At 70.0% G+C, this 21,947-nt stretch carries 20 protein-coding genes and 1 tRNA gene; 10 read left to right on the top strand and 11 right to left on the bottom strand.

The window, feature by feature from the left end; translation table 11 throughout:
- Positions 1-74 precede the first annotated feature (74 nt).
- The 4 genes from tatA (at position 75) to lnt (ending at position 5,231) form a co-directional block, all read left to right on the top strand.
- Positions 75-311: a twin-arginine translocase TatA/TatE family subunit gene (tatA, locus tag GH740_RS09380; protein WP_153745860.1), complete on the top strand. Its 237-nt coding sequence runs from the start codon at positions 75-77 to the stop codon at positions 309-311.
- Positions 312-377: 66 nt separating this feature from the next.
- Positions 378-1,124: a twin-arginine translocase subunit TatC gene (gene tatC / locus GH740_RS09375; RefSeq protein ID WP_153746023.1), complete on the top strand. Its 747-nt coding sequence runs from the start codon at positions 378-380 to the stop codon at positions 1,122-1,124.
- Positions 1,121-3,595, top strand: a complete 2,475-nt coding sequence (locus GH740_RS09370) for a DEAD/DEAH box helicase (RefSeq protein ID WP_367641303.1) — start codon at positions 1,121-1,123, stop codon at positions 3,593-3,595. Before tatC ends, GH740_RS09370 begins: the two co-directional genes overlap by 4 nt.
- A gap of 40 nt (positions 3,596-3,635) precedes the next feature.
- Positions 3,636-5,231: an apolipoprotein N-acyltransferase gene (gene lnt, locus GH740_RS09365; protein WP_367641301.1), complete on the top strand. Its 1,596-nt coding sequence runs from the start codon at positions 3,636-3,638 to the stop codon at positions 5,229-5,231.
- Between the two features lie 3 nt (positions 5,232-5,234).
- Here lnt and GH740_RS09360 read toward each other — a convergent pair whose 3' ends face one another.
- The 4 genes from GH740_RS09360 to GH740_RS09345 all read right to left on the bottom strand — a co-directional run bounded on the left by GH740_RS09360 (position 5,235) and on the right by GH740_RS09345 (position 7,938).
- Entirely contained in the window at positions 5,235-5,612 is a 378-nt protein-coding gene (locus GH740_RS09360) for an RNA polymerase-binding protein RbpA (RefSeq protein WP_153745859.1), read from the bottom strand.
- A gap of 93 nt (positions 5,613-5,705) precedes the next feature.
- A complete protein-coding gene (locus GH740_RS09355) occupies positions 5,706-6,497 on the bottom strand; it encodes a glycerophosphodiester phosphodiesterase family protein (RefSeq protein WP_367641299.1) in 792 nt (263 codons plus the stop codon).
- On the bottom strand, positions 6,494-7,468 hold the full coding sequence (locus GH740_RS09350) for an SPFH domain-containing protein (RefSeq protein ID WP_153745858.1): 975 nt from the start codon (positions 7,466-7,468) through the stop codon (positions 6,494-6,496). The genes GH740_RS09355 and GH740_RS09350 overlap by 4 nt, the downstream gene beginning before the upstream one ends.
- Positions 7,465-7,938: an NfeD family protein gene (locus GH740_RS09345; protein WP_367641296.1), complete on the bottom strand. Its 474-nt coding sequence runs from the start codon at positions 7,936-7,938 to the stop codon at positions 7,465-7,467. The genes GH740_RS09350 and GH740_RS09345 overlap by 4 nt, the downstream gene beginning before the upstream one ends.
- A 163-nt stretch (positions 7,939-8,101) precedes the next feature.
- Between GH740_RS09345 and GH740_RS09340 the strand changes: the two genes are divergently transcribed.
- A complete protein-coding gene (locus GH740_RS09340; protein ID WP_367641295.1) occupies positions 8,102-8,863 on the top strand; it encodes an SDR family oxidoreductase in 762 nt (253 codons plus the stop codon).
- 22 nt (positions 8,864-8,885) lie between these two features.
- Here GH740_RS09340 and GH740_RS09335 read toward each other — a convergent pair whose 3' ends face one another.
- On the bottom strand, positions 8,886-9,449 hold the full coding sequence (locus GH740_RS09335) for an HdeD family acid-resistance protein (RefSeq protein ID WP_153745857.1): 564 nt from the start codon (positions 9,447-9,449) through the stop codon (positions 8,886-8,888).
- A 145-nt stretch (positions 9,450-9,594) separates the two neighbouring features.
- Here GH740_RS09335 and GH740_RS09330 point away from each other — a divergent pair, with 145 nt between their 5' ends.
- Positions 9,595-11,940, top strand: a complete 2,346-nt coding sequence (locus tag GH740_RS09330) for an excinuclease ABC subunit UvrA (protein WP_153745856.1) — start codon at positions 9,595-9,597, stop codon at positions 11,938-11,940.
- A 320-nt stretch (positions 11,941-12,260) separates the two neighbouring features.
- Positions 12,261-13,592, top strand: coding sequence for a nitrate/nitrite transporter (locus GH740_RS09325; protein ID WP_367641292.1), 1,332 nt, complete (start codon positions 12,261-12,263; stop codon positions 13,590-13,592).
- 3 nt (positions 13,593-13,595) lie between these two features.
- Here the strand turns inward: GH740_RS09325 and GH740_RS09320 are convergent, their stop codons facing one another.
- Positions 13,596-14,357 (bottom strand): SGNH/GDSL hydrolase family protein, encoded by a 762-nt coding sequence (locus GH740_RS09320; RefSeq protein ID WP_367641290.1) that lies wholly within the window; start codon positions 14,355-14,357, stop codon positions 13,596-13,598.
- A 53-nt stretch (positions 14,358-14,410) separates the two neighbouring features.
- Here GH740_RS09320 and GH740_RS09315 point away from each other — a divergent pair, with 53 nt between their 5' ends.
- Positions 14,411-15,025, top strand: a complete 615-nt coding sequence (locus tag GH740_RS09315) for a phosphoribosyltransferase family protein (RefSeq protein WP_153745855.1) — start codon at positions 14,411-14,413, stop codon at positions 15,023-15,025.
- Between the two features lie 13 nt (positions 15,026-15,038).
- Here the strand turns inward: GH740_RS09315 and GH740_RS09310 are convergent, their stop codons facing one another.
- Both GH740_RS09310 and polA read right to left on the bottom strand, forming a co-directional pair.
- A complete protein-coding gene (locus tag GH740_RS09310) occupies positions 15,039-16,739 on the bottom strand; it encodes a DUF885 domain-containing protein (protein ID WP_153745854.1) in 1,701 nt (566 codons plus the stop codon).
- A gap of 13 nt (positions 16,740-16,752) precedes the next feature.
- On the bottom strand, positions 16,753-19,386 hold the full coding sequence (gene polA / locus GH740_RS09305) for a DNA polymerase I (RefSeq protein WP_367641287.1): 2,634 nt from the start codon (positions 19,384-19,386) through the stop codon (positions 16,753-16,755).
- Between the two features lie 58 nt (positions 19,387-19,444).
- On the opposite strand from polA, the gene GH740_RS09300 reads away from it, so the two are divergent.
- On the top strand, positions 19,445-19,894 hold the full coding sequence (locus GH740_RS09300) for a PaaI family thioesterase (protein WP_153745853.1): 450 nt from the start codon (positions 19,445-19,447) through the stop codon (positions 19,892-19,894).
- A 12-nt stretch (positions 19,895-19,906) separates the two neighbouring features.
- On the opposite strand, the gene GH740_RS09295 is transcribed toward GH740_RS09300, so the two are convergent.
- The gene (locus GH740_RS09295; RefSeq protein WP_367641285.1) at positions 19,907-20,524 is read right to left on the bottom strand and encodes an ANTAR domain-containing response regulator; all 618 of its coding nucleotides are present in this window, start codon (positions 20,522-20,524) and stop codon (positions 19,907-19,909) included.
- Between the two features lie 283 nt (positions 20,525-20,807).
- On the opposite strand from GH740_RS09295, the gene GH740_RS09290 reads away from it, so the two are divergent.
- Positions 20,808-20,890, top strand: a tRNA-Leu gene (locus GH740_RS09290).
- A gap of 33 nt (positions 20,891-20,923) precedes the next feature.
- On the opposite strand, the gene GH740_RS09285 is transcribed toward GH740_RS09290, so the two are convergent.
- Both GH740_RS09285 and GH740_RS09280 read right to left on the bottom strand, forming a co-directional pair.
- Positions 20,924-21,388 (bottom strand): nitroreductase/quinone reductase family protein, encoded by a 465-nt coding sequence (locus tag GH740_RS09285; protein ID WP_153745852.1) that lies wholly within the window; start codon positions 21,386-21,388, stop codon positions 20,924-20,926.
- A complete protein-coding gene (locus GH740_RS09280; protein ID WP_153745851.1) occupies positions 21,388-21,840 on the bottom strand; it encodes a nitroreductase/quinone reductase family protein in 453 nt (150 codons plus the stop codon). The genes GH740_RS09285 and GH740_RS09280 overlap by 1 nt, the downstream gene beginning before the upstream one ends.
- Positions 21,841-21,947 lie beyond the last annotated feature (107 nt).

Below are 21,947 nucleotides of genomic sequence, written 5' to 3'. Positions count from 1 at the left end.
CCGCGCCGTGCCGGGCCGACCGCCGGACGATCCCCGGGTTAGACTTTGTGGACACCGCACGACAAGGAGACATCATGGGCGCATTCGGGTGGCCGCACCTCCTGATCATCCTGGCGGTGATCCTGCTGCTGTTCGGCGCCGCGAAGCTGCCGGCCCTCGCCAAGAGCCTCGGGCAGTCCGCCCGCGTGTTCAAGGGCGAGATGAAGGCGATGAAGGACGACGACCGTCCCGTCGGCGGCGACGAGACGCCGACGACGGATGTCGCAGGCAGTACCACCACGACCAGCGGCACCGGCGATACCAAACCGTAGTCGGACGTGACTGAAACCGGTTCGCCGCACCTCGAGGAGCCGGCGACACCGCCGCATGACAAGCGGATGTCGCTCGCGCAGCACCTGCGCGAACTCCGCAAGCGGCTGATGATCGCCGCCGCGGGCCTCGTGCTGGGGATGATCGTCGCGTTCATCATCACCGAGCCGGTGATCGACCTGCTCACCCTGCCGATCGAGCAGGTGGCGGCCGCGCACGGGCAGTCCTACGTGCGGCTGAACTTCGACACCGTCACCAGCGGCTTCGACCTGCGCATGCGGATAGCGTTCGCCATCGGCCTGCTGCTGTCCGCACCGGTCTGGCTGTGGCAGCTGTGGGCGTTCATCATGCCGGGACTGACCCGCAAGGAGGTCCGGTACACGGTCGGATTCGTCGCCGCCGCGATTCCGCTGTTCGCCGGGGGACTGTACGTCGGATGGCTGATCATGCCGCACATGGTCGAGCTGATGGCCAGCTTCGTCCCGAACGGGATGGCGCAGTTCTACAAGTACGACACCTACTACGACTTCGTGTTCAAGCTCCTGCTCGTGGTGGGCGTCTCGTTCGTCACCCCCGTCTTCCTCATCGCGCTGAACCTCGCCGGCATCATGACCGGACGGACGATCGTCAAGGGCTGGCGGGTCGCGATCATCATCATCGTCGTGTTCGCCGCGGCCGCCACCCCGGCAATGGACATCACCTCGATGCTGCTGCTGGCCGGCATCCTCTGCATCCTGTATTTCGCCGCGGCGGGTCTGTCGCTCCTGTTCGACCGGCGCCGGGCGAAGCGCCCCCCGGTGGGACCGATCGCGTGAGCGCACCCGATCCGGCGGAGCGGTTCGCGCGCGCCCAGGCCGCCCAGCGGCATCCGCTGACCGCGTCGTTCGCCGACGCGCAGCGGTTCGAGCTCGACCCGTTCCAGATCGCCGGCTGCCAGGCGCTGGAGGATGGGCGCAGCGTGCTGGTGGCCGCCCCCACCGGCGCCGGGAAGACTGTCGTCGGCGAGTTCGCCGTGCACCTGGCGATGCGCGAACCATCCGACAAGGCGTTCTACACGACCCCGATGAAGGCGCTGTCGAACCAGAAGTACCGGGAGCTCGCCGCCGTGTACGGCGAGGACGAGGTGGGGCTGCTGACCGGCGACGTGAGCGTGAACCCGGGCGCACGGGTGGTCGTGATGACCACCGAGGTGCTGCGCAACATGCTGTACGCCGACTCGGCGGCGCTGCGCCACCTCCGCTTCGTCGTGATGGACGAAGTGCACTATCTCGCCGACCGGTTCCGGGGCGCGGTATGGGAAGAAGTGATCATCCACCTGCCGCAGACCGTGCGCCTCATCTGCCTGTCGGCGACGGTCTCCAATGCCGAGGAGTTCGGCGACTGGCTGGACACCGTCCGCGGCGACACCGAGGTCATAGTCTCCGAGACGCGGCCGGTCCCGCTGGAGCAGCACGTGCTCGTACGCGGGGACCTGCTGCCGCTGTTCGACGACCGCGCCGGCGTTGCCACGGCCCGGGTGAACCAGGAGCTGATGCGGATCCGGTCGTTCGGCGGCCAGCGGTACGAGAGCAACCGGACGGCGTCGCAGTTCCGCAGCGCCGGCGGCCACGAGGCCGGACGGCGTCCCCCGCGCGGGGGACGCCGTCCGGTGCGCTCCGCGAACGTCCGGCGCATCGAGCGCATGGACCGCCCGGACGTCGTGCACCTGCTGGAGCGAGACCGGCTGCTGCCCGCGATCTTCTTCGTGTTCAGCCGCGTCGGCTGCGAGGCCGCCGTACAGCAGCTGCGGCGCGCCGGCGTGCGGCTGACCACGAGCGAGGAGCGCACGCAGATCCGCCGGATCGTCGATGAACGCACCCGGACGCTGCAGGACGAGGACCTCGCCGTCCTCGGCTACTGGGAGTGGCGGGAGAGCCTGGAACGCGGCGTGGCCGCGCACCACGCCGGACTCCTGCCAGCGTTCAAGGAGGTCGTCGAGGAGCTGTTCCAGCGCAAGCTCGTCAAGGCGGTGTTCGCGACCGAGACTCTGGCGCTGGGCATCAACATGCCCGCGCGCACCGTCGTGCTCGAGAAGCTCGAGAAGTTCAACGGCGAGGCGCGCGTTGCCATCACGTCGGGGGAGTACACGCAACTCACCGGACGGGCGGGACGGCGCGGCATCGACGTGGAGGGGCACGCCGTCATCCAGTGGACCGAGGCGATGGACCCGCAGTCGGTCGCGGCCCTCGCCTCGCGCCGCACCTACCCGCTGAACTCGAGTTTCCGCCCCACCTACAACATGGCGGTCAACCTGATCGACCAGTTCGGGCGGGGCCGCGCCCGGGAGATCCTCGAGTCCTCCTTCGCGCAGTTCCAGGCCGACCGTGCCGTCGTGGGCCTGGCCCGTCAGGTGCGCGACCAGGAGGAGTCGCTCGCCGGCTACGCGAAGGCGATGACGTGCGATCGTGGCGACATCGTCGAGTACTCCGGCATCCGACGTCGCCTCAGCGACCTCGAGAAGCAGCTGCGCAAGGACTCCCACGCCTCGCACGCGGCGCGACAGGAGCGGCAGCGCGAGATCCAGGGCCTGCGGCGGCAGCTTCAGCGGCACCCGTGCCACAGCTGCCCGGACCGCGAGAACCATGCCCGGTGGGGGGAGCGGTACTGGAAGCTCACGCGCGACACCGACCGCATCCGGCGCCAGATCCAGACGCGCACGGGGACCGTCGCGCGCCAGTTCGACCGGGTGGTCGACGTGCTCACGGCGCTGGACTACGTGCAGATCACCGACGACGGCACGGCGGCGCTGACTGACGCCGGGCGCACAATGCGGCGGATCTACGGGGAGCGCGACCTGCTCGTGGCCGAGTCGCTGCGCACGGGCATCTGGTCGGACCTGGATGCCGCGGCCCTGGCCGCGCTCGTGTGCTGCCTCGTCTACGAGCCGCGCCGCGACGACACCGCCGGCGAGCACGGGATGCCGCGCGGACCGTTCCGCGCCGCCCTCACCGAGACGCAGCGACTGTGGGCGCAGCTGGACGACCTGGAGCACGACCATCGGCTGCCGGGGTCGGCGGAGGTCGCGACCGGTCTCGCGCAGGCCATGCACTCCTGGGCCCGCGGGGCGAGCCTCGAGCGGGTCCTCGTCGAGGCGGACATGGCAGCGGGGGACTTCGTCCGGTGGGCGAAGCAGACGATCGACCTGCTCGACCAGCTCTCGCTCGTCGCCGCCGGCGACGTCGCGGTCACCGCCCGCCGCGCTCTGGACGCGGTGCGGCGCGGCATCGTCGCGTACTCGTCGGTGTGACCCGCGGGGCCGGCCCCGTGCGCTGACCTAGGCTGGAGCGGTGCCCGAACGCCGTGCCCTGCCATGCCCGCCGCCGCTGCTGCCACTGGGCATGGCGACGTTCGCGGCCGCCGTCGCGGGATTCGTGCTGACCCTCGCGTTCCCGGCGCTCGGCTGGTGGCCGATGGCGTTCCTCGCCGTCCCGCTCGCCCTGATCTGTCTCATTGGGCGCGGCGGGTGGGGTGCGGTCCTGGTCGGTTTCGTGTTCGGCATGGTCTTCTTCCTCGTCAACGTCTCGTTCACCGCCCGCTATCTCGGTCCGGTGCCGTGGCTCGCGCTGTCGATGCTGGAGGCGCTGCTCACCGCAGCGCTGGCCCCACCCCTCGCATGGGCGTACCGATGGCTGCCGAGGCTGGCACCCGGAGCGGTCGGCCGGCTTGTCCTGCTTCCGGCGCTCGTCGCCGGGCTGTGGACGATGCGGGAAGAAGTGCTGGGGACGTTCCCGTACGGCGGGTTCCCGTGGGGGCGCGTCGGGGTGACGCAGGTGGACGGACCGGCCGCGCAGGTCGCATCCTGGGGCGGAATGAACGGCCTCACGTTCCTCGTCGTGTTCGTCTGCGCGGCGGGGATCGAGTACGTCCGGCTCCGCCGGCTGCACGATCTGCGCGCGGCGGTCCCCGTCGTCGCGGCCGCCGCTGTGCTGCTTCTGCTGCCGCAGTTCCCCACGACGCCCGCCGGCTCGATCCGCGTCGGCGCGGTCCAGGGCAACGGGCCCACCGGCTACTTCGACCAGCGCACCCCCGGTGCGGTGCTGGATGCGCAGCTCGCGGCGACGGCGCCCATCCTGAACGAGCGGATGGACGTCCTGCTGTGGCCGGAGGGCGGCATCGACTCCGACCCGCTGCGCGACGACACGACGGCTGCGGTCCTGGACGGCCTGTCCGGCCGGCTGCGCGCGCCGCTGCTCGTGAGCGCCATCACCGAACGCGGCGCGGACCTCTTCAACTCTGCGCTGCTGTGGCAGGCAGGCAAGGCCAACCCCGTCGCGGTGTACGACAAGCGACATCCCGTGCCGTTCGGGGAATACGTCCCGGACCGGGCCGTGTACAGGTTCTTCGCCCCGGACCTGATCGACCTCATCCAGCGCGAGTACACGCCGGGCGTGAAGCCGCCGGTGTTCGACGTGCACGGCGTGGGTGTGGGGCTGGCCATCTGCTTCGACGTCATCTATGACGACGTGATCTGGGACGGCGCCCGCGGCGGCGCCGAGGTGTACATGTTCCAGACGAACAACGCCGACTTCCGCGGCACCGACGAGAACCTGCAGCAGCTGGCGTTCGCGCGGATGCGGGCCATCGAGACCGGCCGCTCCGTGGTGAACATCTCCACCGTGGGCACCAGCCAGATCATCGCCCCGGACGGCACCGAGATCGCCGGTCTCGCCGCGGACAGGCCGGGTGCCCTTCTCGAGGACGTCCCGGTGCGCACCGGGCTGACGCCCGCCGTGACGATCGGCCCCGTCCTGTCGTGGATCCTCGGCTGGGGGAGCGCCGTCGCCCTTGCCGCCGTCGGCGTGCTGGTGCGCTCTCGGCGGCGATACCGCGCAGACGCCGGCGATGCCGGCCCCGACGGGACCGGCATCGTGGAAACGCCGTGAAGGTCAGGCGGTGAGCTTCGCCGACTCGCCGTCCGCGCCCCGACGGGAGCGGATGTAGGCGAGACGCTCCTCGAGGAGCTCCTCGAGCTCGGGAATCGTGCGGCGCTCCAGCAGCATGTCCCAGTGCGTGCGAGGCGCCTTCTGGTCACTGTGGTCGACCGTCACCGTGCCCTCGCCGACCCGCAGGACCGCTTCGGCGCCGCACGTGCGGCACTCCCACGTCTGGGGCACGTCGGCGTCGGCCGCGAATGTCAGGGTCGTGTCGCGCTTGCACTCGGTGCACGCGTACGTCTTCTGCATGCGCTCATGGAAAATGACGCCCTCTTCGCTCTGTAGGCTCTGGGCGCCGAGTCGGATGCCGCGCAGGCTCCGGTCTGCCATTGTGTGGTCCTCTCGTCGCTACCCAGGTATAACGTGGCGACCTGTGCGCATCATCCGAACGGAGCGGGATGCGAAGGGTTTCACAGCGGATGCTCAGCGCCCGGCGTTCCCGCGCGTGTCGACCAGTGCCAGGGCCGCGTCTGCGCGGTCGGTGACAAGTCCGTCCACGCCCATATCGAGCAGCCGCGTCATGTCGTCGGGGTTGTTGACGGTCCAGACGTGGACCTCGACGCCGTTGCGGTGCGCGGCGTCCAGCAGCCGCCGGGAGAGGATCCGCACGCCGCGGTGACGCTCGGGGATCTGCAGCGCGTCGACGCCGCTCAGCGCCCGCGCCTCGAGGCGGCGCGACGATGTGGACACGGCAGTCAGAGTCCGCGTGATGGTGGCAGTGCCGGCGGATGTCGCGGGGGTGCCGCCCTCCGCGGCGGCCGCCGCCAGTGCCGTCCGCCGGCGCCGGTCGGAGAAGCTCGTGAGCAGGACCCGGTCGGCATACGATGCGACGATCCGGCCGGCGGGCTCTGCCGCGGCATCCGCCTTCACGTCGACGTTGAACAACACCGACGGGAACGCGTCGAGCGCCTGCGCGAGCGTGGCAAGGCCGCCGCGGTCGCCCATCACGTCCTCGAGCTCGTGCACCGTGACCTCGGCGATCCGTCGCGGGTCGCCGGTGACGCGCAGGAGGCTGTCGTCGTGGAACAGCACCACCGTGCCGTCCGCCGTGAGGTGGCAGTCGGACTCGACGTAGACCGCGCCCGCGCTCTGTGCTTGAGCTATCGCCGCGAACGAGTTCTCGGCGATGCCGTGTGCGGCGACATCCCGGGTCACCAGTCCGCGATGCGCGAGCACGCGGGGCGTCGCGGCGGCGGTGAACCAGGGATGGGTCACGGGGTGGGCGGTGTGAGCGGCGTGTCCGGGCCGGCCTCGTGCGCGGGGTGCGCGGGACGTCCGGATGCCGCGCCGCCCATCACGCCGCCGAACGCGCCGGTGAGGCCCTTCAGGGCGTCCGTGAACTCGCTGGGGATGATCCACAGCTTGCTGGACGCGCTGTCGGCGATCTTCGGCAGCGTCAGCAGGTACTGGTAGGCCAGCAGCTTGTCGTCGGCATTGCCCTCGTGGATCGAGGTGAACACCTTCTGGATCGCCTGCGCCTCGCCCTCGGCGCGCAGCACCTGCGCCTGCTTGTCGCCCTCCGCCTGCAGGATCGCCGCCTGCCGGCGCCCTTCGGCCTCGAGGATCTGCGACTGCTTGGAGCCCTCGGCGGTGAGGATCGCCGCCCGCCGGTCGCGCTCGGCGCGCATCTGCTTCTCCATCGAGTCCTGGATCGACACCGGCGGGTCGATGGCCTTCAGCTCGACGCGAGACACGCGGATGCCCCACTTGCCGGTCGCCTCGTCCAGCACTATCCGCAGCTTGCTGTTGATCTCGTCACGGCTGGTCAGCGCCTGCTCCAGGTTCAGCCCGCCGACCACGTTGCGCAGCGTCGTGGTGGTCAACTGCTCGACAGCACCGAGGTAGTTCGCGATCTCATATGTCGCGGCGCGGGCATCCGTGACCTGGAAGTAGACCACGGTGTCGATCGACACCACGAGGTTGTCCTCGGTGATCACCGGCTGCGGCGGGAACGAGACGACCTGCTCGCGCATGTCGATCAGCGGACGCAGGCGGTCGATGAAGGGCACCAGCAGGTTCAGACCCGGCTCGAGCGTCTTGTGGTACCGGCCCAGCCGCTCGACGACGCCGGCGGAGGCCTGCGGGATGATCCGGATGGCGCGGACGATCACGACCAGGACGAAGATGACGATGGCTATCGCCAGCAGCCAGCCGATCGCGGTGGGGAGGATCTCCTCGGGGGTCATGACTGCTCCTCCTGCGGAACGAAGTGGACGAAGGCGGTCGCGCCGTCGATGCGAACAACGCGCACGAGCAGCTGCGGCGGGATGTCCTCGGGGTCGGCAGTGCGCGCGGTCCAGGTCTCGCCATTGTCCAGCTTCACGATGCCGCCCAGCCGGGTGACGGTGGACAGCACGCGCCCGCCCATGCCGATGAGGGCGGCCACGTTCGACGGGGTGGGGTCCTCGCCGCGGCGCAGCCGCTGCAGCAGCGGGGGACGCAGCACGAAGATCAGAAGGACCGCGACGACCGCGGCCACCACGACCTGGGCCCACAAGGGTGCGCCGAAAAGGTCGGAGATGAGGCCGGCGAGTCCGCCGATCCCGAGCATCAGGAACGTGAAGTCGAGCGTCAGCATCTCGATCACCAGGAAGATCGCGATCAGCGCGATCCAGCCGATCCACGCGAACTGCTCGATCCCCGCGATGAGTTCCACTCCGCCTCCCTGGATGCCGTCGAGTGTGCTCTGAACCTAGCATGCGGGCACCGGCGGCAGCGCTTTGCGCACGGTGCCCGACGGGCGGGATTGGTAAGGTCGAAAGGCCCCGAGTGTGCGGCAGCGCACGGGGAGACATCCACGTCCGAACTCAGGAGCTCCCGTGTCCCAGACCCTCCCCGTCGACGCCCTGCGGGGCAAGACCGCGCTTGTGACCGGCTCGTCCCGCGGCATCGGCGCCGACACCGTCCGCTACTTCGCCGAGGCCGGCGCAGACGTCGTCATCAACTACCGCAACAAGGCCCCGCGGGCGCAGAAGCTGGCCACCCAGCTGGGCGAGCTCGGCGTGCGCGCCGTGCCGATCGCCGCAGACCTCACCGATCAGGCGTCCGTCGACGCCATGTTCGCCGAGGTGGCCGAGGCGTTCGGCGGGCTGGACGTGCTCGTATTGAATGCCTCCGGCGGCATGGAGGCTGGGATGGCGGAGGACTACGCGCTGCTGCTGAACCGCGACGCGCAGGTGCGCGTCCTCGAAGCCGCGATGCCGCTGATGCCGGCCGGTTCCCGCGTGGTGTTCGTGACCAGCCACCAGGCGCACTTCATCCGCACGACGCCGACGATGCCCGAGTACGAAGCCGTCGCACTGTCCAAGCGGGCGGGGGAGGACGCTCTGCGCGAGAAGATCCCGGCGCTGACGGAGCGCGGCATCGACTTCGTCGTGGTCTCCGGCGACATGATCGAGGGCACCATCACGGCCACGCTGCTGAACCGGCTGAACCCGGATGCCATCGCCTCACGCCGTGAGGCGGCGGGGCGTCTCTACAACGTCGCCGAGTTCGCGGCCGAGGTGGCGCAGGCCGCTGTCGAGCCGGTGCCCGCCGAGCACCTCCGGCTCGTGGGCGACACGTCCTCGTTCATCGCCTGACCGGGGCTGTTTTCCGGCTCAGTCAGGCCGTGGTGGTCCCGAACGAGAACGCGCGGGCAATCTGCAGGATGCCCAGGACGACCAGCGAGATCCCGAGCAGCCACCACAGCACCACGGCGCCCCACAACGGCGACAACAGCAGGACGATGCCGGCGGCGATGCTGAGGATGGCGAAGAACGCCGTCCACCCCTTCGACCGCGCCCCGGCGAGCGTGGTCAGCGCGACGACGCCCTCGACGATCCACATGATGCCGACGAGGATCCCGAGGAACGCGGCGAGGAACACGGCTGTGCGCGTGAGGTTGGCGAACGCTATCACGCCCGCCGCGACGTAGATGGCGCCGAGGATGATGTGGCCGATGCGCGCCCAGCCGCGCATCGTCTTGGAGAAGATGCCGAGACCGAGGTAGACGAGCCCGCCGACGACGGCGTAGATGGCGATGATCGCCGTCATCACGACGGCGGTCTTGCCGGGCCAGATGAGAATCAGGATGCCGACGATGAGCCCGATCAGGCCGCTGAGGCCGAGCGCGGTGCGGATTCCGTTCGTGGCGAAGCGGCCGAGGGGTGACGTTTCCGTGGACATGACGCGTCCTTTCGTGAGGCAACTGCCTGCGGCACAGGGTAGCCCCGCGCGAGTGCGCGGTCTACGCCGGCACGCGACCGGGCGGGGCTCGCAAAACGGGGTCTGACCAGGGGAGGGGCATCGTCTCCCGTATACGCTGGAGCCCATGATTGCCGCCGACAGCCATGACGCCATTCGCGTCCGCGGCGCCCGTGAGAACAACCTCAAGGGTGTCGACATCGATCTGCCCAAGCGCCGCCTGACGGTGTTCACCGGCGTGTCCGGGTCGGGGAAGAGCTCGCTGGTGTTCGCGACGATCGCCGCGGAGTCGCAGCGGATGATCAACGAGACCTACAGCGCGTTCGTGCAGGGGTTCATGCCGTCGCTGTCCCGCCCGGACGTCGATGTGCTGGAGGGTCTGACCACCGCGATCATCGTCGATCAGGAGCGTCTGGGTGCGAACCCCCGGTCGACCGTGGGCACGGTCACGGATGCCAATGCCATGCTGCGCATCCTCTTCTCCCGGCTGGGGGAGCCGTACATCGGGGGACCGACCGCGTTCTCGTTCAACATCCCGACTCAGAAAGCCAGCGGGATCATGACCTCGGCGAAGGGGGAGAAGCGGATCGTCCGCAACGAGGTCTATCTCGGCGGTATGTGCCCGCGCTGCGAGGGACGGGGCCAGGTGTCCGACATCGACCTGGCCGCGGTGGTGGACGAGTCACTGTCGCTGAACGAGGGGGCCATCCTCGTCCCGGGGTACACCCCGGACGGATGGATGGTGCGCGGATTCGCCGAGTCGGGGTTCTATCCCGCGGACCGGCCCATCTCCAGCTTCACGCAGAAGCAGCGGCACGCTTTCCTGTACAGCCTGCCGACGAAGGTGCGGATCCAGAACATCAACATGACGTACGAGGGGCTCATTCCCAAGATCACGAAGTCGATGTTGTCGAAGGATCTGGATGCGCTGCAGCCGCACGTGCGACGGTTCGTAGAGCGCGCGGCGACGTTCACGGTGTGCCCGGAGTGCGACGGCACGCGGCTCACCGCGGGGGCGCGGTCCTCGATGATCGACGGCGTGAGCATCGCGGATGCGTGCCGGATGCAGGTCACCGACCTGGCCGCGTGGGTGCGCGGGCTGGACAAGCCGCAGGCGGGGCCGCTGCTGGACGGGCTCAGCGCCAACCTCGACGCCTTCGTCACGCTGGGCCTCGGATATCTGAGCCTGGACCGTCCGTCCGGGACACTCAGCGGCGGGGAGTCGCAGCGGATCAAGCTGCTGCGACACCTCGGGTCGTCGCTGACCGATGTGACGTACGTGTTCGACGAGCCGACGATAGGGCTGCACCCGCACGACATCCAGCGCATGAACACGCTCCTGATGCAACTGCGCGACAAGGGGAACACGGTGCTGGTCGTGGAGCACAAGCCCGAGACCATCGTGATCGCCGATCACGTCGTCGACATCGGCCCCGGCGCCGGTCGCACCGGCGGCGAGATCTGCTTCGAGGGCACCGTCGACGGGCTGCGGGCAAGCGGCACCGTTACCGGCCGGCACTTCGACGACCGCGCGGCGCTCAAGGACACGGTGCGCGAGGCATCCGGCGCCATCCCGGTGCGGGGAGCGGCGACGCACAACCTGCGGGACGTGGACGTCGACATCCCGCTCGGCGTGCTGACGGTGCTGACCGGCGTCGCCGGCTCCGGCAAGAGCTCGCTGATCCAGGGCTCCGTGATCGGCCGCGACGGGGTGATCTCGGTGGATCAGGGGGCGATCCGGGGCTCGCGTCGCAGCAATCCGGCCACGTACACGGGGATGCTGGAGCCGATCCGCAAGGCGTTCGCGAAGGCGAACGGCGTCAAGCCGTCGCTGTTCAGCGCGAACTCGGAGGGCGCGTGCCTGTCCTGCAAGGGATCCGGCGTGATCGTCACCCAGCTGGGTTTCATGGATACGGTGGAGACGCCGTGCGAGGACTGCGGCGGGAAGCGGTTCCAGGCGGCGGTGCTGGACTACACGCTCGCGGGCAAGGACATCACGGAGGCCCTCGACCTGCCGGTGGCCGATGCGCAGCGCTTCTTCGCGACGGGGGAGGCGGCGATCCCGCCTGTTGCAAAGATCCTGGACCGGCTGGCGGATGTCGGTCTCGGATACCTGACGCTGGGGCAGCCGCTGTCGACGCTGTCCGGCGGGGAACGGCAGCGGATAAAGCTGGCCACGCAGATGGCCGAGGGCGGAGACGTGTACGTGCTGGACGAGCCGAGCTCGGGCCTGCATCTCGCGGATGTCGAGAACCTCCTGGGGCTGCTGGATCGGCTCGTGGATTCGGGCAAGACCGTGATCGTGATCGAGCATCACCAGGCGATCATGGCGCACGCGGACTGGATCATCGATCTCGGTCCCGGCGCCGGCCACGACGGCGGCCGCGTCGTGTTCGAGGGCACGCCGGCGCAGCTCGTCGCCGACCGCTCGACGCTGACCGGCCAGCACCTCGCGGCGTACGTCGGGGCGTGACGCTGTCGGCGCCGCTCGGCGTTCATCCCGCAGGACGATTGTGCGTGCGGGATGCCGCGCGCGGCGTGTCGCTGCCGTCGCCGCCGATTGTCCTGCGATGTGATCACAGCCCGATTCCAGCACCGATAATGCCCATTATGTCAGTTCGAGTCGAGCCGGTCTCGAGAACAGGCGATGCGGCGAGAACAGGCCGATCATGGGTGTGAACCGCCTGTTCTGGCCGCATCGCCTGTTTTGGCGATAACCGGGGCGCGCCCGACGGGCACGCCCCGAGCCCCCGACTACGCTGGAGGCTGCTGTCTCGCTCGAACGGAATTCCGGTGCCCACTGCTCTGTCCCCCGCGCCACCGTGGCGCGCCTGGCTGATCTGGGGCGTAGCGGTGGCGGCCTACGTGCTGTCGGTGACGAACCGCACCTCACTCGCGGCAGTGGGCGTGGACGCGGCTCACCGCTTCAACGCGGATGCTTCCACGCTGTCGATGTTCGCGGTGCTGCAGCTCGCGGTGTACGGGGCCATGCAGTTGCCGATCGGTGTGCTCCTGGACCGGATGGGGACGCGGCCCGTCATCGTGGCCGGAATGACGGTGATGGCGTTCGGCCAGCTCGTGATGGCCCTCTCCCCCAACGTCGGGATAGCGATCGTGGCGCGCATGCTTCTTGGCGCCGGCGACGCCGCGGTGTTCCCGAGCGTCCTGCGGGTCGTGGCCACCTGGTTCCCCGCACAACGCGCGTCACTCATGGTCCAGCTCACCGGACTCGTCGGCATGTCCGGACAGCTGGCCGCTATCGCGCCCCTCGCGGCGCTCGTCCACGCGACGACCTGGACCGTTGCGTTCGGCTCCCTCGCCGGCCTCTGCGTGCTGTTCTCGATCCTGCTGGTCGTGACGGTGCGAAACCGCCCGCCGGGAGTGCCCGCCGACGTGTCGGTGAACACCGACACCGGCGCCATCCGCGTCGTCACCTCCACCGTCGATACCCGCATCGGCGTGCGCGCCACACTCTCGCACCCCGGCACCCGTCTCGCATTCTGGTCGCACTTCACCACACCGTTCGCGGGCACCGCGTTCATCATGCTGTGGGGCATCCCGTTCCTGACCGCCGGTGAAGGCCTCTCCGCCGCCCAGGCGACGCTGGTCACGACCGTGTACATCGTCGTCGGCATGGTCGTCGGACCCATCATGGGAACCCTGTCCGGGCGGATGCCTAATCACCGGTCCCGCGCGCTCGTGCTCCCGTCGATCGCGTTCCAGATGGTCGCGTGGCTCGCCGTGATCGCCTGGCCCGGCCCCGCGCCGCTGTGGCTCCTGTTCACGCTCGCCGTGGCGATGGGCATCGGCGGGCCGGCCTCGATGATCGCGTTCGACCATGCCCGTACGCACAACCCCACGCATCGCCTGAGCACCGCGACCGGCATCACGAACACCGGCGGGTTCATCTCGAGCCTGGTCGCCATCTTCCTGATCGGGGCGGCCCTCGACCTGCAGGGCGCGGGGACGCCGGAGACCTACTCCCTCGAGGCGTTCCGCGTCGCCGCGCTGACGCTCGTGCCGCTGTGGGTGATCGGTTCCTTCTTCATCGTCCTGGAGCGGCGCCGCACCCGTGTCCTGCTCGGCATGGACCAGCCGCGTCGGCGGCGGTCGCCGCGACCCTGACCGTCAGCCCACGGGCGCTATCGTCTCCCACCGCGCGTACTTCGCGGCGTGCCCGTCACCGGACGAGGTGCCGGTCAGGCGTCGTCGCACCCAGGGCAGGACGTGCGCGCGGTAGTACGCCGCTCCCCCGATGCGGACGACGTCGGATGCCGGGAGTGACCACCACTCGGGCGGGGCTTCGTGGCCGAGCGCGCCGAGCACCCGGGCCGCCACCCGATGATGACCCCGCGCGTTCATGTGCAGACGGTCCTCGGACCAGTACCCCGGCGACCCGAGCTCGACGTCCGGCCAGTTCCAGGCGGTGACGACGTCGGGCCGGGTGTGCAGGCGCTCCTCCACGGCCGCCGCCAGAAGGTCGCCGCGCCGCTGCACGACGCGGCCCAGCGGAAGCTGGCGCGACGGGTTCGCGCCGGACAGGGCGATGAGGATGACGCCCTCCTCGTCGCACCGGCGCAGCACCGTCGAGAAGAGGTCCGCGACGTGCGCGATCGACGTGCGCGGGCGCAGCATGTCGTTCCCGCCCCCGTTGAACGAGAGATGCGTGGGTTTCAGGGCGAGCGCCGGCTCGAGCTGCCCGGCCACGATCGGCTCGATCAGCCGGCCGCGGATAGCGAGGTTCGCGTACGCTATGGGCTCGCCCAGTGCATCCGCCCAGCCCTGCGCCACAAGATCCGCCCACCCTCGGGGACGGCCGTCCGGCAGCTCGTCGCCCACCCCCTCCGTGAACGAGTCGCCGATGGCCACGTACCGCACAGAGGATGTCACTGTCACAGCCTACGACCGGCGCCGCCGCCCGCCCGGCGGCATAAGGTGGCGCTATGGCGCTGTTCACAGACCGCGCCGATGCCGGCAGGGTCCTGGCCGCGCGCCTGGCACGGTGGCGCGGCACTGACGCCGTGGTCGCCGGGATCGCCCGCGGCGGGGTCGTCGTGGCCGCAGCGGTGGCGCGCGCGCTCGAGCTTCCGCTGACCGCCGTCGCGGTGCGCAAGCTCGGCGTGCCCGGCCATGAGGAGTTCGCGCTCGGCGCGATCGCCGACGGCGTGCGCACCGTGGACGAACGCATCCGCCGCGCGAGCCGCACCTCCGCCGCGGCCCTCGCCGCCGTCGAGCGACGTGAGCGCGACGTGCTCCGGCGGCGTACCGCGATCGTCGGGGCCCCGGATGTCGCCGGGCGGACGGTGCTGCTCGTCGACGACGGGATCGCCACCGGCGCGACGGCGAACACCGCGGGCCGGGCGATCCGTGCGGCGGGCGCGGCCAGGGTCATCCTCGCCGTTCCCGTCGCGCCGTCGGACTGGTGGCCGGATCCGGATGCCGCGGACGACTACGTCTGCGCGCACCCCGCCGCACAGTTCTGGGCCGTGGGCGCGTTCTACGACCACTTCCACGAGACCACGGACGAGGAGATCGCCCGGATCCTCGACGCGGGATGACCGCTCCGCGCGGCTACCGGTCGCGCAGCAGCGCGTGCCGCAGTGTGTCCAGGCCGACACCGCCGAGGTCCAGGGCCGTGCGGTGGAACTCCTTGATGTCGAACGCGTCGCCACGGGAGGCACGGTACTCGTCGCGCAGCTGCTCCCAGATCCGCTGGCCGACCTTGTAGGACGGCGCCTGGCCCGGCCACCCGAGATACCGGTTCACCTCGAACTGCACGAACGCGTCCGGCATGTTCACGTTGTGCCGCATGAACTCGAGCGCGAAGCCCGCATCCCAGGTGGATCCCCCGTCCCCCAGGTGCGCCCATGCCGCCGGGCGCGGCTTGCCCAGGTGCACGCCGATGTCGAGCACGACGCGCGCGGCGCGCATCCGCTGACCGTCCAGCATCCCGAGCCGGTCCGCGGGGTCCTGCAGGTAGCCGAGCTGCTCCATCAGCCGCTCCGCGTACAGCGCCCAGCCCTCGGCGTGTCCGGAGGTGCCTGCGAGCAGGCGGCGCCACGAGTTCAGCTGTCCCCGGTTGTACACGGCCTGCGCTATCTGCAGGTGGTGGCCGGGCACGCCCTCGTGATACACGGTGGTCAGCTCGCGCCACGTGTCGAAGTCCTCGACGCCCTCCGGGACCGACCACCACATCCGGCCGGGCCGCGAGAAGTCGTCGGTGGGGCCGGTGTAGTAGATGCCGCCCTCCTGCGTGGGCGCGATCATGCACTCGATGCGGCGCACCGGCTCCGGGATGTCGAAGTGCGTGGCGGCGAGGTCCGCGACGGCCCGGTCGGCCGTGGCCTGCATCCACCGCTGCAGAGCCTCGGTGCCGTGCAGTCGCCGGGACGGGTCCGTCTCCAGGAAGGCGATGGCCTCGTCGACCGAGGCGCCGGCCCTGATCTCGCGGGCGACGGATTCCTGCTCGGCCACCATCCGGGCCAGTTCCTCGAGCCCCCACTCGTACGTCTCGTCCAGGTCGACGGCAGCGCCGAGGAACTGCCGGGAGAACAGCGTGTACAGGTCCCGGCCGACACCGTCCTGGTCGGTGGCGGCGGGCGCCAGCTCGCTGCCGAGGAACTCCGCGAGCCGGTCGTACGCGACCCGGGCGCCGCCGGCGGCATCAGACAGGGAGCGGGCGAGGGATGCCGGCAGCTGGCCCTCCGCGGGCGCCGCGTCGCCGACGAACGTGGCGAAGAACCCGTCGTCGGCACTGTACCGGCCGATCTGCGTGATCACTTCGGCGACCTGGCGGCGCGCGGGCACGACGCCCGCGTCGATGCCGGTGCGCAGGGTCTCGATGTACCCGTCGACGGCGGCGGGCAGCACCGTCAGCCGCGCGGCGATCGTCTCCCAGTCCTGCGCCGTCGCGGTGGGCATGAGGTCCAGCACATTGCGGATCTCCTGCGCCGGCGACTCGATCACGTTCAGGGCGCGCAGGTGCACGTTCGCGTCGTGGAGTTCGAGCTCGAGTTCGAGCTCCCGGCTGAGGTCCTCTTTTGTGACCTCGTCGATCCGGTCCACGGGGACGGCGGCGCTCAGCTCCCGCAGCCGCGCGCGTGCGCGGTCGCGCGCGGCGTCGGCGCCCGCCGGCGAGTAGTCGCCGTAGCGGTCGTTGTACTCGTCGCGCCCGATGTACGTCGCGACGGTCGGGTACAGCTCTGCGATGTCGTCGACCCATGCCTCGGCGATCGTGTCCACCGGGGTCGGGGTGCGTTCGGAACCGGTCATGGCCGCCATTCTCTCAGTGTCCCGCCTGATCCCAATCGCCACCGCGGCCGATCTGCACATCCAGCGGGACGGACAGGTCCGCGGCATCCCCCATCCGGGCGCGGACGATGCGCACCGCGGCATCCCACTCCCCCGGCGCGACCTCGACGACGAGCTCGTCGTGGATCTGCAGCAGGATCCGGGACGCCAGCGACTCCTCGCGGAACTGCTGGTGGATGCGGAACAGGGCGATCTTCATGATGTCGGCGGCGCTGCCCTGGATCGGGGCGTTCAGCGCCGCCCGCTCCGAGTTCTCGCGCAGCACGCGATTCGGGCTGGTCAGGTCCGGGAACGGCCTGCGCCGGCCGAAGATCGTCTCGGTGAACCCGTCGATGCGGGCCTTCTCGACGGACGAGCGCAGATAGTCGCGCACCGCGCCGAACCTCGCGAAGTACTCGGTCATCAGCTGCTTCGCCTCGGCCTGCTCGATGCGCAGCTGCTTGGACAGCCCAAAGGCGCTCAGCCCGTACACGAGCCCGTACGACATCGCCTTGACCTTCGTGCGCATGAACGGGGTCACCTCGGCGGGCTCGACACCGAACACGCGGGCGCCCACGAACCGGTGCAGGTCCTCCCCGGTGCGGAACGCCTCCACGAGCCCGGGGTCCTCCGACAGGTGCGCCATGATGCGCATCTCGATCTGCGAGTAGTCCGCAGTGAGGAGGCTCTCGTATCCCGCCCCGACCTCGAACGCCGACCGGATCCGATGGCTCTCGTCCGTACGGATCGGGATGTTCTGCAGGTTCGGGTCGGTGCTGGACAGGCGGCCGGTCTGGCTGCCGGTCTGCAGATATGTGGTGTGGATGCGGCGGTCGGCGCCGATCGCGACATCCAGCGACTCGATGATCTGGCGCAGCTTCGTGGCCTCGCGGTGCTGGAGGAGGAGGTCGAGGAACGGGTGCGGATGCGTCTCCTGCAGCGTCGTCAGGGCGCCGGCGTCCGTCGAGTACCCGGTCTTCGTCTTGCGTGTCTTCGGCAGGGCGAGCTCGTCGAACAGCACTTCCTGCAGCTGCTTCGGGGACCCGAGGTTGACCTCGCGGCCGATCGCTGCGTACGCGTCCTGGGCGAGCGCGTCGGCGCGCACGCCCAGCTCGGCGGAGTACGCGGTGAGCTTGTCGTGCGACACGGCGACGCCGGCCAGCTCCATGTCGGCCAGTGCCGCGAGGGTCGGCAGCTCGATGTCGGCGAGGACCGTCGCGACGGTGGCCGGCAGCCGCTCGCGCTGGGTCGCGGCGACGCGCAGCGTGTACCAGGACAGCTGTCCGGGGGTAGCCCCTTCGGTCTCGGGGACGAGCTGGGTGGGGTCGGCTTCGGGCAGCCGCTCGTCGAGGTAGCGCCCGACGAGGTCGCCGAGCGTCTTGTCGGGAAAGCTCGGCCGGTCCAGCCATCCCGCGAGGATGACGTCGTACGCGAGCCCCGCGACCGGGGCGCCGGCGCGGATGAGCGCCTTCACCTGCGGTTTCGCGTCGCTGAAGACCTTCGGTGCGTCCGCGGCGAGCCAGGGGGCGACTGCTGCGGCGACGTCGTCCGACCAGGTCGCCTCGGCCGCCGTGTCGGCGGTGGCCAGGCCCAGCCGGTGCGGTCTGCCCCCCTGGACGACGACGGTGACGCCGACCTCTCCGGATGCCGCGGCGAGCCACCCGGCCAGGCCCGCGGCATCCAGCTGCACGGCCACCGGTGCGGCGACGATCGGCGCATCCGCATCGGCGGTCTCCAGCGCGCCGGTCGCCTCGAACACGCGCGGCAGCAGCGTGCGGAACTCCAGCCGGGAGAAGATATCGCGCACCGCCTCCGCGTCGATCGGCTTGACCTCGAGCTCGGCGGGCCCGAGCGGGAGTTCGACATCCCGCAGCAGCCGGTTCAGGCGACGGTTGCGGCGCACGTCCTCGACGTGGTCGCGCAGATTCCCGCCGACGACGCCCTTGATCGTGTGCGCGTTCTCGAGGAGCGCCTCGAGCGTGCCGAACTGGCCGAGCCACTTCACGGCGGTCTTCTCCCCGACCTTCGGCACGCCGGGAAGGTTGTCGCTGGTCTCGCCGACGAGGGCGGCGATGTCGGGGTACTGCTCGGGTTCGACGCCGTATTTCTCGCGCACCGCGGCGGGGTCGTAGCGTTTGAGCTGCGAGACGCCCTGGACGCTCGGGTACAGAAGCGTCACGCGGTCGGTCACGAGCTGGATGCTGTCGCGGTCGCCGGAGCACACCAGGACGTCGTAGCCGAGGTCGGCGCCCTGCGCGGCGAGGGTGGCGAGGATGTCATCGGCCTCGACATCCTCCTTCGTCAGCACCGGGATGCTCATCGCGGCCAGGCAGTCCTGCAGCAGCGGGATCTGGCCGCGGAACTCGGCGGGCGTCTCGGACCGGGTGGCCTTGTACTCGGGGTACTCGCGGGTGCGGAAGGAGACCCGGGACGTGTCGAACGCCACCGCCATGTGCGTCGGCTTCTCCGCCTTGATCAGGTTCACGAGCATCGACAGGAACCCGTAGATGCCGTTCGTGTGCTGCCCGTCCTTCGTGGAGAAGTTCTCCACCGGAAGCGCGTAGAACGCGCGATATGCCAGCGAATGTCCGTCGACGACCAGAAGGGTAGGCTTTGCGGAGTCCGTCACCCTGTCAGCCTAGTCAGCGGCGTCGACATCCCCCGTCGCCGCCGGTGAGGGGAGAGCCATGTCCGCCGAGCCGTCCGCACCGTCGTGGGACGACCGTCCCGCCGACCCGCTGGAGTGGGCGCGGGCGCGGGGAACGGGTGCCCTCGCGGAGAAGATGGGCTTCGAGTGGATCGCATTCACCGCGCAGCAGTGCGTCGGCCGGATGCCGGTGGCCGGCAACACGCAGCCGGTGGGCCTCTTCCACGGCGGCGCATACGTGGTGCTGGGCGAATCGCTCGGGTCGATGCACGCGAACTGGCACGCGGGGCCCGGCCGGCTGGCGGTGGGCGTGGACATCAACGCGACGCACACCCGCTCCGCGCGCAGCGGATTCGTGACCGGCGTGTGCACGCCGATCCACCTCGGCCGCACGATCGCGGTGCACGAGATCGTCATCTCCGATGATCACGGCCGCCGGTGCTCGACGGTGCGGATCACGAACATGATCACCGAGCGAGCGCGGTCCTGATCCGCGCGGCGCTCAGCCCTTCTTCGGCGCGAGCTGCTCGATGATCGCCTTGGCGACATCCTGCATCGTCAGGCGCCGGTCCATTGACGCCTTCTGGATCCAGCGGAACGCCTCCGGCTCGGTGAGGCCCATCTTCTCGTTGAGCAGGCCCTTGGCGCGGTCGACGAGCTTGCGGGTCTCGAAGCGCTCGACCATGTCCTGCACCTCGGCCTCGAGCGTGATGATCTGCTCGTGCCGGGCCAGGGCGATCTCGATCGCCGGCAGCAGGTCGTTCGGGGTGAACGGCTTGACCACGTAGGCCAGGGCGCCGGCTTCGCTTGCGCGCTCGACGAGCTCCTTCTGGCTGAACGCGGTGAGCAGGACGACGGGGGCGATGTGGTTCTTGCTCAGCCGCTCTGCGGCGGAGATGCCGTCCAGCTGCGGCATCTTGACGTCCATGATGACCAGGTCGGGCCGCAGCTCGGTGGCAAGGGCGACCGCGGTCTCCCCGTCGCCGGCTTCACCGACCACGTCGAACCCGTTGTCGCGGAGGATCTCGACGATGTCGAGGCGGATGAGCGATTCGTCCTCGGCGACCACGACGCGACGCGGTGCGGATGCGGACCCGGAGTTCTGTTCCTGCTCAGTCACCTTTCGATCCTACGGTATCGCCGTTCCGCGGCGTGCGGTGGGGCGGCCGGCGGGGGGCGGCGGTGGGGACGCTGTGGGTGGGTAGGTAGGTGGGTGGGTGGGTGCGCGCCGTCGGCCGGGTCGCAGAAGATGCGGGATGAGGCGCCGTCGCGTCGCAACTTGTGCGACATCCCTCGGCGGGGTCTCACAAAAGGCGGCTTCACAGGTGCGTGACCCACCTGTTCTGCGACATGGGGAACGCCGCTGGCTCCCGCTGGCCTGCGATAGGCTCGACTCCAAGTGCGCCGGTGTGGCGGAATGGCAGACGCGACCGACTCAAACTCGGTTGCCCGCGAGGGCGTGTGGGTTCGACTCCCACCACCGGCACATTTTCCGCCCCCAGCGTTTTCACGCCCTTCTTCAGGCCGTGCGCCTCGTGAGGCGGATGACCGGGAGCACGCGGTCGGTCTTCTTCGTATAGCCCGCGAACCGGGGAGCTGCCTGTGTGATCTGCCGCCATGCAGAGTCCCGTTCGGCGCCGTGAAGCTCTTGTGCGGCGACGGGGATTTCCTCGCCGGCGAGGACGATGCGCGCATCGTCGGGTGCAGCGGCGAGGTTCCGGTACCAGGCGGGGTTCTTCGCCGCGCCCCCCGCCGACGCGCACACCAACCAGGACCCGCCGTGCTGCACCCAGTAGCCCACCGGCGTCTCGTACGTCTTCCCCGACGTGCGGCCCATCGTGACCAGCACGAGGACCGGGATGCCCATCATCTTCGTCTGCTTGCCCTTGCGGATCACTGTGACCTGCCGGGCCATGAACCACTTCATGGCCCGGTTCGGTTTCATGGTGATCCCGTAGGTGCCATCGGGTGTGGTGAAAGCCATCATCGGCTCCTGTTCGGATCTCCTGGGCGCGGGATTGACGCGGGCGTGAGACGGAGGACGGGGATCTTCCGCGCGGTGCGGCCCTCGTATGAACGGAATCCCGGGCTGGCTGCGGTGAACTTCGCCCAGGCCGCGTCTCGTTCCGGTCCGGTCAGATCGGCGACATGGACCTGCAGCGTGCCGTCGTCGGGTGTTTCAATCTGGATGTCCGGGTGGGCGACGAGGTTGTGGTACCAGGCCGGGTTGTCGTCGGCCCCGGCCTTGGATGCTGCGATGAGCCAGCTGTTCCCGTCGCGGATGCCCATCACCGGGGTGACCCGTGCCGTGCCGGTCTTCGCGCCGGTGTGGTGCAGCAGGACAAGGCTCCGCCCGAACCGGGCGACGGTGCCGCCGGTGGCGCGGAACTCGGCAATGACGGCGTCGTTGAACTGCGCATAGGGGTTCGTGGCCATGGTCTGCTTCCTTGTCTCTCGTTCCGAGCGGGATGTCAGTCGTGGTCCAGGATCATTGTCACGCCACCGCTGTGGCGCCGGACGCGTTCACACCCGGCGCCTCGCAC

The organism is Microbacterium sp. SYP-A9085 (assembly GCF_009649635.1).
Classification (GTDB): domain Bacteria; phylum Actinomycetota; class Actinomycetes; order Actinomycetales; family Microbacteriaceae; genus Microbacterium.
Note: the sequence above shows the minus strand (reverse complement) of the source record. Positions and strands in the feature narration are given on the sequence as shown.

What these genes read in the sequence shown, in the direction of transcription:
- GH740_RS09285 (WP_153745852.1), bottom strand. Translation starts at nt 21,388, where the DNA reads ATGGCTTTCACCACACCCGATGGCACCTACGGGATCACCATGAAACCG.
- GH740_RS09280 (WP_153745851.1), bottom strand. Translation starts at nt 21,840, where the DNA reads ATGGCCACGAACCCCTATGCGCAGTTCAACGACGCCGTCATTGCCGAG.
- GH740_RS09360 (WP_153745859.1), bottom strand. Translation starts at nt 5,612, where the DNA reads ATGGCAGACCGGAGCCTGCGCGGCATCCGACTCGGCGCCCAGAGCCTA.
- GH740_RS09300 (WP_153745853.1), top strand. Translation starts at nt 19,445, where the DNA reads ATGTCCGCCGAGCCGTCCGCACCGTCGTGGGACGACCGTCCCGCCGAC.
- tatA (WP_153745860.1), top strand. Translation starts at nt 75, where the DNA reads ATGGGCGCATTCGGGTGGCCGCACCTCCTGATCATCCTGGCGGTGATC.
- tatC (WP_153746023.1), top strand. Translation starts at nt 378, where the DNA reads ATGTCGCTCGCGCAGCACCTGCGCGAACTCCGCAAGCGGCTGATGATC.
- GH740_RS09310 (WP_153745854.1), bottom strand. Translation starts at nt 16,739, where the DNA reads ATGACCGGTTCCGAACGCACCCCGACCCCGGTGGACACGATCGCCGAG.
- GH740_RS09315 (WP_153745855.1), top strand. Translation starts at nt 14,411, where the DNA reads ATGGCGCTGTTCACAGACCGCGCCGATGCCGGCAGGGTCCTGGCCGCG.
- GH740_RS09350 (WP_153745858.1), bottom strand. Translation starts at nt 7,468, where the DNA reads ATGACCCCCGAGGAGATCCTCCCCACCGCGATCGGCTGGCTGCTGGCG.
- GH740_RS09330 (WP_153745856.1), top strand. Translation starts at nt 9,595, where the DNA reads ATGATTGCCGCCGACAGCCATGACGCCATTCGCGTCCGCGGCGCCCGT.
- GH740_RS09335 (WP_153745857.1), bottom strand. Translation starts at nt 9,449, where the DNA reads ATGTCCACGGAAACGTCACCCCTCGGCCGCTTCGCCACGAACGGAATC.